The sequence below is a fragment of the Streptomyces sp. RK62 genome (assembly GCF_018070255.1).
Taxonomy (GTDB): domain Bacteria; phylum Actinomycetota; class Actinomycetes; order Streptomycetales; family Streptomycetaceae; genus Streptomyces; species Streptomyces nigra.
In genome coordinates this window covers 68,804-81,419 of record NZ_JAGPYD010000010.1, presented here as the reverse complement: position 1 = coordinate 81,419, position 12,616 = coordinate 68,804, and the positions used below count along the sequence as shown (strand labels likewise).

The 12,616-nt window shown below is 73.1% G+C and carries 9 protein-coding genes; 4 read left to right on the top strand and 5 right to left on the bottom strand.

The window, feature by feature from the left end:
- Nucleotides 1-36 precede the first annotated feature (36 nt).
- Both KBY32_RS20250 and KBY32_RS20245 read left to right on the top strand, forming a co-directional pair.
- Nucleotides 37-1,770, top strand: coding sequence for an amidohydrolase family protein (locus tag KBY32_RS20250; protein WP_210981072.1), 1,734 nt, complete (start codon nucleotides 37-39; stop codon nucleotides 1,768-1,770).
- A complete protein-coding gene (locus KBY32_RS20245; RefSeq protein ID WP_210981071.1) occupies nucleotides 1,767-3,212 on the top strand; it encodes an aldehyde dehydrogenase family protein in 1,446 nt (481 codons plus the stop codon). Before KBY32_RS20250 ends, KBY32_RS20245 begins: the two co-directional genes overlap by 4 nt.
- Before the next feature lie 21 nt (nucleotides 3,213-3,233).
- On the opposite strand, the gene KBY32_RS20240 is transcribed toward KBY32_RS20245, so the two are convergent.
- The 3 genes from KBY32_RS20240 to KBY32_RS20230 all read right to left on the bottom strand — a co-directional run bounded on the left by KBY32_RS20240 (nucleotide 3,234) and on the right by KBY32_RS20230 (nucleotide 6,524).
- On the bottom strand, nucleotides 3,234-5,648 hold the full coding sequence (locus KBY32_RS20240; protein ID WP_210981070.1) for a caspase family protein: 2,415 nt from the start codon (nucleotides 5,646-5,648) through the stop codon (nucleotides 3,234-3,236).
- The gene (locus KBY32_RS20235; RefSeq protein ID WP_210981069.1) at nucleotides 5,632-6,009 is read right to left on the bottom strand and encodes a hypothetical protein; all 378 of its coding nucleotides are present in this window, start codon (nucleotides 6,007-6,009) and stop codon (nucleotides 5,632-5,634) included. The genes KBY32_RS20240 and KBY32_RS20235 overlap by 17 nt, the downstream gene beginning before the upstream one ends.
- A 119-nt stretch (nucleotides 6,010-6,128) precedes the next feature.
- Complete coding sequence (locus KBY32_RS20230; protein WP_210981068.1) at nucleotides 6,129-6,524, bottom strand: nitroreductase/quinone reductase family protein; 396 nt, start codon at nucleotides 6,522-6,524, stop codon at nucleotides 6,129-6,131.
- A 113-nt stretch (nucleotides 6,525-6,637) separates the two neighbouring features.
- Here KBY32_RS20230 and KBY32_RS20225 point away from each other — a divergent pair, with 113 nt between their 5' ends.
- On the top strand, nucleotides 6,638-7,453 hold the full coding sequence (locus KBY32_RS20225; RefSeq protein ID WP_210981067.1) for an endonuclease/exonuclease/phosphatase family protein: 816 nt from the start codon (nucleotides 6,638-6,640) through the stop codon (nucleotides 7,451-7,453).
- Between the two features lie 16 nt (nucleotides 7,454-7,469).
- Here KBY32_RS20225 and KBY32_RS20220 read toward each other — a convergent pair whose 3' ends face one another.
- Both KBY32_RS20220 and KBY32_RS20215 read right to left on the bottom strand, forming a co-directional pair.
- Nucleotides 7,470-9,749: an ABC transporter permease gene (locus KBY32_RS20220; protein WP_210981066.1), complete on the bottom strand. Its 2,280-nt coding sequence runs from the start codon at nucleotides 9,747-9,749 to the stop codon at nucleotides 7,470-7,472.
- Between the two features lie 213 nt (nucleotides 9,750-9,962).
- Nucleotides 9,963-11,477: a CehA/McbA family metallohydrolase gene (locus tag KBY32_RS20215; protein ID WP_210981065.1), complete on the bottom strand. Its 1,515-nt coding sequence runs from the start codon at nucleotides 11,475-11,477 to the stop codon at nucleotides 9,963-9,965.
- A gap of 194 nt (nucleotides 11,478-11,671) precedes the next feature.
- On the opposite strand from KBY32_RS20215, the gene KBY32_RS20210 reads away from it, so the two are divergent.
- Nucleotides 11,672-12,523, top strand: a complete 852-nt coding sequence (locus KBY32_RS20210; RefSeq protein WP_210981064.1) for an LLM class F420-dependent oxidoreductase — start codon at nucleotides 11,672-11,674, stop codon at nucleotides 12,521-12,523.
- Nucleotides 12,524-12,616: the final 93 nt, after the last annotated feature.

Here is a 12,616-nt window from a genome sequence, read left to right as displayed (position 1 = left end):
GCACTGTCCGCATCCCCGACCCGAGGAGGAACCGGCATGCTCGATCACGTCATCAAAGGCGCCACCGTCGTCGACGGCACCGGCGCCCCCGCCCGCACCGCCGATGTGGGGATGCGGGACGGCCGTATCGCCGTCGTCGCCCCCGGCATCACCGAACCGTCCCTGAGCAGCGAGGACGCGACCGGGCTCGTGCTCGCGCCCGGGTTCGTCGACCCGCACACCCACTACGACGCCCAGCTGTTCTGGGACCCGTACGCCACCCCGTCCCTGAACCACGGGGTGACCACGGTCGTCGGCGGGAACTGCGGCTTCACCCTCGCCCCGCTCCACCCGGACCGGCCCGGGGACGCCGACTACACACGCCGCATGATGTCCAAGGTCGAGGGCATGTCCCTGGTCGCCCTGGAGGAGGGCGCCCCCTGGAACTGGCACGGCTTCGGGGAGTACCTGGACGCGCTCGAAGGGCGTATCGCGGTCAACGCGGGCTTCATGGTGGGGCACTGCGCGCTGCGGCGGTACGTCATGGGGGAGGACGCCGTCGGCGGCCGGCCCAGCGGCGAACAGCTCGACGCGATGCTGGGGCTGCTGCACGACGCCATGGACGCCGGCGCCTGGGGCCTGTCCACCACCCAGTCCTCCACCCACTCCGACGGCGACGGCCGCCCCGTCGCGTCCCGGCACGCGGAGCCCGCCGAGCTGCTCGCGCTGTCCAAGGCCGTCGGCGAGCACGAGGGCACCCAGATCGAGGCGATCGTCGCCGGGTGCCTGGACCAGTTCAGCGACGCCGAGATCGATCTGCTCGTGGAGATGAGCGCGGCCGCCGGGCGCCCCCTGAACTGGAACGTGCTCACCGTCGACGCCGCCGTGCCCGAACGCGTCCCCCGGCAGCTGCTGGCGAGCGAACGGGCCCGCAAGGCGGGCGGCCGGATCGTCGCTCTCACCATGCCCATCCTCACGCCCATGAACATGTCGCTGGGCACCTTCTGCGCGCTGAACCTGATCCCGGGCTGGGGACCGATCCTCGGCCTGCCGGTCCCGGAGCGGATCGCGAAGCTCCGCGACCCGGACGTCCGCGCGGAGATGCTGCGCCGGGCCGCCTCCAAGGAGGCCGGTGTCTTCCGGCGGCTCGCGGACTTCGGGCGGTACGTCATCGGCGACACCTACAGCGAGGCGAACCGCGGGCTGACGGGCCGCGTGGTGCGGGACATCGCGGCCGAGCGCGGCCAGGACCCGTTCGCCTGCCTGGTCGAGATCTGCGCCGACGACGAACTGCGCACGGTGCTCTGGCCGATGCCCCCCGACAACGACCCCGCCTCCTGGGCGCTGCGGGCCCAGACCTGGCAGCACGAGGACGTGCTGCTCGGCGGCTCGGACGCCGGGGCGCACCTGGACCGTATGTGCGGGGCGCCGTACACGACACGCTTCCTCGGTGACTGTCTGCGCGGCCGGAAACTGGTGCCGCTGGAGCAGGCGGTGCGGATGCTGACCGACGATCCGGCACGGCTGTTCGGGCTGCGCGAGCGGGGACGCGTGCAGGAGGGGTTCCATGGTGACCTGGTCCTCTTCGACCCGGAACGCATCGCCGCCGGTACGGCCACCCTGGTGCACGACCTGCCGGGCGACAGCCCGCGCCTGGACTCCAAGGCGCTCGGCGTGCACGCCGTCTGGGTCAACGGCGTCGAGGCGATCCGGGACGACGTGGTGACCGGGGCGGTGCCGGGCAGGGTGCTGCGCTCCGGCCGCGACACCCGGACGGTGAGCACCCGGTGAACCAGCGCCTCTTCATCGGCGGCACCTGGACCGAGCCCGAGGGCGGCCACTACGAGGTCGTCGACCCGGCGACCGAGGCCACCGTCGGCGCGGCCCCCGAGGCCACACGGGCCCAGGTGGCGGACGCCTGCACGGCGGCCCGGGAGGCCTTCGGCCCGTGGTCGCGCACGGCGCCGGAGGAGCGGGCGGCGATCCTGGCCCGGGCCGCCGACCTGATCCGGGAACGCCTGGTCCCCTACGCCGAACTCGCCCAGGCGGAGACCGGCGCCACGACCGGCACCGCGCGCGCGATGCAGGTCGGCGTGGCTGCGGCCCGCTTCCGCCGGTACGCACGCGTGGAACCGGCCGAGTGGCCGATCGCCCCCCAGATCAACGAGGCCGGCCCGATGGGCAAGGCCGGGGTGGTAGGGGCCCTGGCGATACGCCAGCCCGTCGGCGTGATCGCCTGCATCTCCTCCTACAACAACCCCTGGGCCAACGCGGCCGGAAAGATCGCCCCGGCCCTCGCGATGGGCAACACGGTCGTCGTGAAGCCCGCCCCACAGGACCCCCTGTCGGTCTACCGCATGGCGGAAGTCCTGGAGGCGGCTGGGGCCCCACCCGGCGTGGTGAACGTAGTGTCCGGCTCCTCGGTGGAGGTGGGGGAGGCCCTGGTCGCCTCCCCGGACGTCGACATGGTGAGCTTCACGGGCTCCACCGCGGTCGGACAGCGCATCGCCGAGGTCTGCGGCCGGGACATGCGCCGCCAGTTGATGGAGCTGGGCGGCAAGGGCGCGGCGCTCGTCCTCGACGACGCCGATGTGGACTCCGCGGTGTCCGGCATCGGCACGACGTTCTCCTTCTACAGCGGCCAGATCTGCACGGCCCCGACCCGGGTACTGGCCCAACGCCCGGTCTACGACCGCCTGGTGGAGCGGCTGGCGGCCTACGCGCGCCGCCTGAAGGTCGGCGACCCGCGCGAGCCGGACACGGTGGTCGGCCCGGTGATCTCCCGGGCACACCGGGACCGGGTGGAGTCGTACATCGAACTCGGCCGCAAGGAAGGCGCGGTGGTGGTGGCAGGCGGCGAACGCCCGCCCGTGGACCGGGGTTTCTACGTGCCCCCGACTCTCCTCTCTGACTGCACGAACGACATGCGGGTGGCCCGAGAGGAGATCTTCGGCCCGGTGGTGACGGTGACGCCCTTCGACGACGAGGAGGAGGGCATCGCCCTCGCCAACGACAGCGACTACGGCCTCATCGACTACGTCTGGTCGGCCGACGTGGCCCGCGCCTTCCGTGTGGCACGGCGGCTGCGGGCCGGCGGGGTCGGCGTCAACACGGTCGCCCGCAACATGGAGGCGCCGTTCGGAGGCTTCAAGAAGAGCGGCGTCGGCCGGGACGTCGGCTCGTACGCCCTGCACGCCTACAGCGAGGTCCAGGCGATCGTCTGGCCGGGGTGAGGCAGGGGCCGGGTACCCGGCTCACCGCTGACGGGCGGGCCCGCGTGCCTCCTCCTGGGCGCGGGTGTACCGCTCCTCCCAGCCGCGGGCTGTCGTACGGCCCGCGTGCAGGCCGAGCCACACGCAGGCGGCCGCGGCGAGCACCGCCAGCAGGCCCGTCAGGATGTCGGTGAACGAGGCTCTGGCCCCGTCCTGCCCCACATAGGTGAGGAAATCGCCCAGGCCGACCTCACGGAGGTAGTCGGAGTCGGCCTTGATCTCGCTCGCCCGTGAGCTGGAGTCGCCGCCGATCAGGCCGTAGACCAGCAGCACCGCGCCGGTTCCCAGGGCCGTGCGCGCCGGCGGCAGCCAGGTGGCGGGTGTGCGCAACCGGGGCTTGAAAGCGGCGCCGAGCCGGTAGGCGCAGGGGGCCAGCCGGTACAGCGCGGCGGCGCTCACCACGCAGGCCAGCCAGGAGAGGAGCTGCGCGGCGTCGAACTCGTAACTGGAGAACCACCAGGTGAGCCAGACGGCCACGATGGGGAACAGCGCCCATACGGCGCCGAGCGTGAACGCGCGGACCACGGCCCCGGCCCGGGCGGCCGGACGCAGCCGTACCGCCTCCGCGGCCCGCCACTGCCCGAGCCTGCGTTGACGCTCCTGCTCCTCGGCCTCGGCCTGCCTGGCCCGTCGCTGCCGTTCTTCCTCGGCGCGCCGCCGCTCCTCCCGCAACCGCGGTTCCTCGGCCAGCCGCTGCTTCTCCCGCTCCCGCTTCCGCTGAAGCCGCAGTTCCTCTGCTTTCCGGGCCTCCTCCTGGGCCCTGCGCTCCTCCTCCTGCTGCCGCTTGCGTGCTTCTTCCGCCGCCCGGCGCCGCCGTTCGCCCTCCCGGGCCTTGGCCAGTCCCTCTTGCCGGGCCCGCTGGGACCACTCGGCCTCGACCAGCCCGCCCAGCAGGGTCTCCCGGCCCCCGGCGGCCCGGAGCAATTGGGAGTACCAGTCGATCGACGGGGCCGGAGGCCGGCCCTTGGCCGGGAGCCGACGCCGGGCCTCCACCAGATGTTCCTGCGGCAGCAGGCCGGCCAGCAGCGCCCCCGGGCCGACGTCGGCGGCCCATTGCCGCACCTCCGTCGGCCATGACGTGCTGTCCGCGGCCTGCCACGCCTTCAGGGCCTTCTCCCACTTGCGCTGTACGCCCCGCAGCCGGCCGAGCGCGGCGAATCCGGACAGGGCGTCGAGCAGGCGGTGCGGGCCGGACAGGTCCTCGAGCAGCTCCGCGTCGCGTCTGCCCCCGCCGACGTACCGGCGCAGGCAGGCGTTGGCCAGCGCGGCGTAGGTGATCGGGCGGCCGCGATAGACGGCCGGGCCCTGCGGGTCCAGCCAGTGCAGCAGCTGAAGCACCTTGTGGTCGTGAGGGACACCGGGATCGCTCAGATAGCGGTCGATGAGAACGATCCGGCCCTCGACGTCATCGATCAGGGGATCGTTGAACTGCCTGAGCCAGGAACGGAGTTCGCCCCAGCTCTCGCTGGGATGCGACGGGGTTCCCATACGCCGGAAGAACCGGTCGGCAGCCACCCCCCAGTGCCCGCGGATCGTCTCCGCCAGTTGCTCCTTGGTGGCGTGCGAGGTCCCGGCGAAGGGGAGCGGCCGCGACACGTAGGCGTGACGGGCCGTGGGCCGGGGCGGGGGTGGCACCGTCGGCGGGGGCGCGGCGGCATCGGCGGAAGGCGCGGCGGCGTTGCGGGCGAGCGCGATGTGCTGCGCGGTGCCGTGGAACTGCTGTCCCGGGATCGGTATGCCGTTCTGCCGGAGAGCGTTGCTGCGCAGTTCGTCGCTGATGATGCCGAAAGAGAGAAGCGGTCCGGCCTCCGGTGTGCCGTATCGCAGGAGGTGGATGAGCGCGCCGCTGAAGGTCGTGTGCCGCTCTCCCGGCGGAGCCAGGGCCTTGCTGTTCCCGGTGGCCGACGTCAGCAGACAGCTGCCCTCGATGTCCAGGTCCGGTGCGGCACCGCTCATGCTCTGGATGGCCCGCCCGCTGTAGCAGCTGTCCACGATCACGATCTTGTTCTTGGCCCGGGACGAGTGCACGACCTCGCGCAGCCGGTCGTAGTCGAAGCCGCTGACCGACTGGTTGACGGACCGGGTGTGCGGAAGGGCGAGATGCAGACCGTCGCCGAAGAGCTTGCGCAGGCCGTGGCCCGAGAAGTAGATCAGCAGGGTGTCCGTGGCCTCGGTGGCCTGGTGGTGCAGCGCGTCGTAGAGAGGGATCGCGTCGGGCGGATCGAGGAGTACGGTGCAGTGTTCGGCGGCGAAGGCGCCGTCCGGAGAGGTCAGGACGGCGTGCAGGTCCTCCAGGTTGTTGGCGACTGCCGGGAGATCGGGAAACTCGTCCGACTCGTAGGAGGCGGTGCCGAACAGGAACGCACGGGATCGCTCGCGGTCAGGCAGCCGGATCATCAGTGCCGTGGAGACGCTGGGTGAGGGCCAGGGTTGTGCGCTCCAGCGCCGCGGGATCCTCGTTCTCGATCTTGTAGCGTGTGCCGTCGGCCGCGGTGATGGTGACGCTCCCGACGGGCCGGGACGCCTGCGTCGAGCGGTACGTCAGCCACGCCCCGATCGCCGCCACCAGCGTGTTGACGCCCGCGAGCCCCAGCTCCATCGCCTGTACGGCGATCTCCACTCCGGAACCCATGGTGCCTTCGGCGGCGGGCGGGCTCTCCCACCCCATCCGGCCGCGCAGCTCACGCTCGGCGTCCAGCCACTCCCACAGGTCCTCTAACGCGTCTTCGTCCCCTGCGACGTCGATCCGGACGGACATGCGGCCCCCGTGAGTGGTGCGGTGGTGTCAGGTGTTGTTCATTCCAGTGAACGGGTGATGGTGTGTCAAGAGACCGTACGACACGGGCGGTTGTGCCATCCCGCGTCTCCAGCGCCCCCTCACCCGTCCAGATCCACCCGCACCGTCAGCTGCCCCACCCCGATCCTCCGGACCGCGGCGCTGTTGAGGCGTGGCAGGGCGCGCAGCCGGGCGGTGGTGTCGTCGTCCGGCAGGAGATGGGCCGTGCCGGTGTGCCAGCGGCCTTTCACACGCACCCGCACCCGGGGGTCGGCCTTGATGTTGCGGATGTACTGGGACCGGTCGCCGAACTCCGACACCAGCCAGAACTCGTTCCCGACCCGGCGTCCGCCCACCGGTGTCCGCCGGGGCAGGCCGGAGACCCGGCCCGTGGTTTCCAGCAGCGTCTGGAAGGGCAAGCGGCGCATGACCGGATTCCCCACATGGCGCTGGAAAGCGGTGGCGGCACGGAACCTGGCGTCGTCGAGGCGTGACATGAAGGGCTAGTCTCCTGGGTCCCTCGGGGGCGCCGGGTCTCGACGGCCGAAGTGTTGCCGGACCGTTGCCTCCATGATCCCCTGTGCGCCAGGACGAGAGCGGGTGGCTGCCGATGCGGGTCGTGACGTGGAACCTGTGGTGGCGGTTCGGCCCCTGGCAGGACCGGCGCAAGGCCATCCTCGCCGCGCTGCGCGACCTGCGCCCCGACGTCGTAGGCCTTCAGGAGGTCTGGGCCGCCGACGGGGAGAACCAGGCCGAGTGGCTGGCCGGTGAGCTGGGCCTGCACTGGGCGTGGGCGCCCTCACCGGCCCCGGAGCGCTGGCGCGCGCGGATCGGGGACCCCACGGCCGACATCGGCACCGCCGTCCTCAGCCGCTGGCCGGTCGTCGACCGGCACACCCTGCGCCTGCCCGTGCCCGCCGACCTCGACGACGGCCGCCTCGCCCTGCACACCCGGCTGGCCACGCCCGAGTACGACATCCCGTTCTTCACCACCCATCTGACCTCCGCCTCGCACGCGTCGGCCGTCCGCGTCGAACAGGTCACCGCGCTCGCCCGGTTCGTCGCCGAGCACCGCGGCCGGACGCCCTTCCCGGCCGTCGTCACCGGCGACTTCAACGCCTTCCCCGACTCCGACGAGGTGCGCCTCTTCGGCGGTCTGCGCACCGCGCCGCCCGTCCCCGGCCAGGTCTTCCTCGACGCCTGGGAGTACGCCGACCCGGGCGCCCCCGCGCTCACCTGGGACCCGCGGAACCCCTACGCCGCGGCCACCCTGGAGCCGGGCGCCCGTATCGACTACATCCACGTCGGCCCCCCGGGCGAACGCGGCCTCGGCCACGTCCGCTCGGTCCACCGCGCCTGCGACACCCCGATCGCCGGCATCTGGCCCTCCGACCACGCGGCGGTCACGGCGGACCTGGCCGACTGACGACCCGGCCCGCCGCTCAGTCGCGGCGGATGAGTTCCGGGTCGACGCGCCGCCCCACCAGCGGCAGGGTCCCGGCCACGGACACGGCCACCACGCCCGCCGCGGCCAGCGCGAGCACCGGGACACCGGCGAGGTCCCAGCGGGTCTCACCGCCCCCGGTGATCAGGTAGGCCGACTCGGCGAGCTTGCCCGCCACGAGCGCGAGCACCAGCCCGATGCCCAGCGGCACCACCACCTGGACGCACTGCACGGCCCGCAGGGTCCGCGCCCGGGCACCGATCAGGGTGACGGCGGTGACCTGGGCGCGGCGCTCCACCGCCCGGTCGGTGGCCGACACCACGAAGGCGGCGGTCCCGATGACCAGGCCCATCACCATGCCGACGGCGAGGAGCGTCTCCAGCACCGCGATCTGCCGCAGCCCCTCGACGTTGACGCCGATGGGCTCGACCTCGGCGGTCGGGACGACGCCTGCGATGCCGTCGAGGACCCTGCGGACCTCGGCGTGGTCGGAGCCGCTGGTGAGGACGTACCGGGCACCGTCCAGACGGGCCCCGTCGGGCAGCGCGGACGGCGGGACGAGCAGGTCCGCTCCTTGGACTCCCGACGGATCGTGGGTGTCGTACGCGATCGTCTCCCGTGGGACCCGGAGGGTCAGGGTCGTGTCCTTGCCGCCCTCCCGCACCCGGAACCGGAGCGGGTCGCCGGGCCGCGCGCCCTGCCCGGTCCCGGCGTCCGGGTCGCTGAGCCGCATGACCTTGCCGTCCACACAGCCGGTGGACTCCTTCACCATGCGCGCGAGTTGGCCGCAGGTGGCGACGACGGCGCTGGCCCAGGGCTGGGCGGTGTCGGACTCGGGGTCCATCCAGGACTCCGCGGTCACCGCGTGCCCGCGGACCCCCGGCAGCTCGGCGAGTTCGCGGCGCTGTTCATCCGTCAGGGCGGACAGGGCGAGGGCGTAGTCCCGCACGGGAGCGGACGGCCGGGTGACCTGCTCCAGCTGGATGAGGACGCCCTGGGCGAGGGAGGCGGAGAAGACGAGCAGCACCAGACCGGTGACGACCCGCATGGTGCTGCCCGGCTCCACCTCGTTGCGCCGCATCGCCAGGCTCAGGGTGAGCGAGCCGGTGCGGCGCGCCACGCGGCGGGCGAGGGCGTAGGAGAGCAGCGGCAGGGTCAGGACGAGCCCCAGCCCCGTGAGCAGGATGCCCGCCGGCATCACGACCGCGTTCAGGCCGATGCTGTCGGCGGGGTGGTCGGTGAAGCCCGTGGCGCAGTACCCGGCGACGATGCCGAGCCCGGTCACCAGCAGCAGGCCGCCCCGTCGGGCCGGCCGCGCGGGGGCCGCCGAGCGGCGCACGGCCAGCGGACGGGCGGCGGCCTCGCGGGCGCTCATCCGGCCGACGAACCAGGCGAGCAGGGGACAGCCGATCAGGCAGACCGCGACCGTCGACGCGGACAGCGCGCCGTCGTCCGGGTACCACCGCAGACTCGGCAGGCCGGTGCGGGTCATCACCTGGTTGAGGACCACGTACTCGCCGAGGCCGAGCAGCGCCCCGAGGAGCGCCGCGACGACCGTCTCGGCGGCGTTGACCCGCTGGGTGCCCCGGATGCTGAGGCCGAGCAGACGCAGCGACGCGAGACGGCGGTTCCGGCTCGCGGCCGAGAGCCGGGCGCAGACGGAGAGGAAGATGCCGAGGGGGAGGAGGACGAGCGAGCCGAGCGCGAACCGGAGGTAGGTGAGCGTGGACGGTTCGACGGCCGGGAAGGGGGCGTAGCTGTATCCCCAGCCCTTCAGGGCGCGGCCCTCGTCGGCGATCTCGCCGCGTTCCGTGCCGACGTAGGCGAACAGCTCGTCGGGGTGGGCGAGCCCCGCCGGGCCGATCAGCCCCTCCTCGCGGCCCGGCAGCAGACCCTTGACGGCGGGCCGGTCGCGCAGCAGGTCGTGGGCGCGGGGCGAGAGGAACACCTCGCCCGGCCCCGGCAGCCGCTCCAGCCCGGGCGGCACCGCGTCGCCCTGCCGGATCCCCCGGGCGACGAAGACCCGGGTGAACGCCTGGGAGCCGTAGGGGTCGGTGCGCTGGAGGACCAGGGTGGCACCGGCGGGCCGCGCCGAGGCGGACTGCGGCTGCCGTGCGGCCACCCGGCCGTCATGCGCGTCGAGGATCTGCGGAATGGTCAGCACGAGAGCCAGACAGCAGACCCCGAGCGACCCCCCGGCCGCCATGAGCAGAAACCGCACCCGGCTCCCCCGCCCGGCCCCGAACAACAGCCGCAACCCCAGCAGAAACTCCCTCACGCCGGCTCCCGGGACGTCTGACGTTCTGATGGCTTCCCCCAAAGTGACGCCCGGGCCCAGGAGGTCGGCCTGGGCCCGGGCTGGTGCGCGTCTTCACGCGTGGCGCAGGGGAGGACGGGTCAGACGCTTCCCGGGATGTTCGTCCGTTCGTCCCGGGAGCTCATTTGGCTGTCGGACGCCCCGGCTTGACTTGATCGTGATGCCGGGGATTCGTCAATGCCCGAGGAAAATGGGGTTGGTGAACGCCGCCAGAGCCCCCGGCAAGGGTCCCGCCGCCGTCTCGTGGCGGAGTTCCGCTCGGACGTAGGCCGCGTTGGCCGGGGTGGTGTGCCATTCGGCCGTGCCGGTGCCCGAGACCGGGAGGGGGTCCGTGGTGAGGAGGACGCCCTGGTCGGTGACGAAGCGGATCGTGCAGCGGGGGGCGCCCTTCGCCTCCAGGCGGACCGTCACGGGGGTGTCGGGGTCCACCTCCAGGCGTTCGCCGATGCCCGCGTGCCGGGCGCGGCCGCCGGAGACGCCGAAGGTCAGGGAGACGTTCTTCGACTCGGCGACATAGGAGCGGCCCGCGCGCAGGCCCTCCTGGATGGCGGCGCGGGTCAGGTCGTCGGCGAGGACGACCGTCTGCGGGCCGCCGACCGGGTCGGGGTCGCGGTGGGCGTCGCTGTTGCCCATCGCCGGGATCCAGGAGCGCGACCCGGAGCGCGCCGACGCCACCAGCGTGCTGTCCCAGTCCGCCAGGGCCACTTCATCGTCCGGGGTGTACGGGCCGTTCCACACCTCGATCACGTCGGCCTCGCCGAAGCCGAACTTCCAGTTGCAGCCGACGCAGGTGGCGTGCGGATGCGCGGGCACGACGAGGCCGCCCGCCTCCCGGATCCGCCGGGCGAAGCGGCCGAAGCGGTTGTCCCGGGCGCGGTAGCGCCAGTCGACGAAGGTGCCGGGGTCGGTGCCCAGCGCCACCACATGCCCGTTGCGGGTCGTCACCTCCTCGCCCAGCATGATCAGCAGGTCGTCCCCGGCCGCCCCGGCCCAGTGCGGATGCGAGGTGTGCGTGTTGTGGTCGGAGGAGTTGATGAAGTCCAGGCCCGCCGCCCGCGCCAGCGCCGCGATCTCGGCGGGGGTGCGGCGGCCGTCGGAGTGCCAGGAGTGCAGATGGCAGTCGCCCCGGTACCAGGCGCGGCCCCGCCCCTTGGCCCGCTCCGGCGGGTACACCGGCCGGACCGCCTCGCCGGGCTCGCCGTACGTGAGCGTGATGGTGAGTTCGTACGGCAGGCCCTGCGGGGCCACCGTGTACGGCCCGAGGACGATGTGCCAGGTGCCCGCGCGGACCGGCCCGGGGACATAGCCCGGCGTGGCCTCGTCCGTCCGGATGAAGAACTCCGTGCGCGCCCCGCCCGACCAGCCGCGGAAGCCGCGCCCACCGAGGTCGGTGCCCCGCTCGTCGAAGATGCCGATGTCGAGGGCGTTGCCCGGGGTGCCGGCCGGGACGGACGGCTTCTCGTAGGTATAGGAGACCTTGATCTCCCGTACCCCGGGCGGGACTTCGACGGGTACGTACACAAAGTCGGGGGACCCGGGCGGCAGGGTGCCCCGCACGGTGCGGGTCTGCGTGCCCCGGTGGTCGTCGGCTCCTGACGCGAAGGTCACGCTTCCCAACGTAAGCGCGGCGGCGGCGCCCGTCACGAAGAGCGCGCGGCGGCCCAGGCCCGCGTGGTCGTCCTCGCACATGCTGATGCTCCCGGATCGTCGTGAGTGCCATGGCGTGGGTGGTGCGGGGGTGGTGCGTGCAGCCCTTGTATTCAGCCGTGAACTCCGGTGCGGGGGAAGGGGATCGGCGGACAATCACGCGGTGCGGGCAGCGTCCGAAATGTGCCGACCAGTCGGTATGGACATCGTGGCCCGCCGGGGGTACAGATGCAGGCATGCGCATCTCCGCCACGATCTTCCTCACCGACGAGACGATCACCCCGACCCGGCTGGCCCGTGAGCTGGAGCAGCGGGGATTCGCCGGGCTGTATCTGCCCGAGCACACCCACATCCCCGTCGAGCGGGCCACGCCGTACCCGGCCGGCGGCGACCTGCCGCCCGAGTACGGCCGCACCCTCGACCCCTTCGTCGCCCTCGGCCAGGCCGCCGCCGTCACCGAGCGGCTCGGCCTCGGCACCGGCATCACCCTGGTCGCCCAGCACGACCCCATCGACCTGGCCAAGCAGATCGCCACCCTGGACCATCTCTCCGGCGGCCGTTTCACCCTCGGCCTCGGCTTCGGCTGGAACGTCGAGGAGGCCGCCGACCACGGCGTCGACTGGTCCACGCGCCGCGCCCTCGTCCGCGACCGGATGGCCCTGATGCGGGCCCTGTGGGCCGACGAACCCACGGCGTACGAGGGTGAGTTCGGGTCCGTCCGGGCCAGCTTCGCCCACCCCAAGCCCGTGCAGAAACCGCGCGGCCCGCGCCTCAACGGCCCGCGCACCCTCATCGGCGGCGCGGCGGGGCCGAAACTGTTCGACCACATCAGCGAATACGGCGACGGCTGGCTGCCGATCGGCGGGCGCGGGCTGTCCGAGAGCCTGCCCCGGCTGCGGTCCGTCTGGGCCGGCGCCGGACGCGACCCGGACGCCCTCCAGGTCGTGCCGTACGCCGTCTTCCCCACCCCCGGCAAGCTCGCCCACTACGCCGAGCTCGGCATCGAGGAGGTCGTCGTCCAACTGCCCCCGGGCGGCGAGGACGAGGTGCTGCGCGCCCTGGACGGCTACGCGGCCTTCGTCGCCTGACGTCCACGGGCGGGCGAGGTGCACCTCGCCCTGGGCGGTTGCGCGGCGTTCGTCGCCTGACCGCCACCGCTGATCAGCCCGCTCGTATGCTCG

Coding starts and splice junctions, on each gene's coding strand:
- KBY32_RS20225 (WP_210981067.1), top strand. CDS start 6,638: ATGCGGGTCGTGACGTGGAACCTGTGGTGGCGGTTCGGCCCCTGGCAG.
- KBY32_RS20215 (WP_210981065.1), bottom strand. CDS start 11,477: ATGTGCGAGGACGACCACGCGGGCCTGGGCCGCCGCGCGCTCTTCGTG.
- KBY32_RS20240 (WP_210981070.1), bottom strand. CDS start 5,648: ATGATCCGGCTGCCTGACCGCGAGCGATCCCGTGCGTTCCTGTTCGGC.
- KBY32_RS20230 (WP_210981068.1), bottom strand. CDS start 6,524: ATGTCACGCCTCGACGACGCCAGGTTCCGTGCCGCCACCGCTTTCCAG.
- KBY32_RS20235 (WP_210981069.1), bottom strand. CDS start 6,009: ATGTCCGTCCGGATCGACGTCGCAGGGGACGAAGACGCGTTAGAGGAC.
- KBY32_RS20250 (WP_210981072.1), top strand. CDS start 37: ATGCTCGATCACGTCATCAAAGGCGCCACCGTCGTCGACGGCACCGGC.
- KBY32_RS20210 (WP_210981064.1), top strand. CDS start 11,672: ATGCGCATCTCCGCCACGATCTTCCTCACCGACGAGACGATCACCCCG.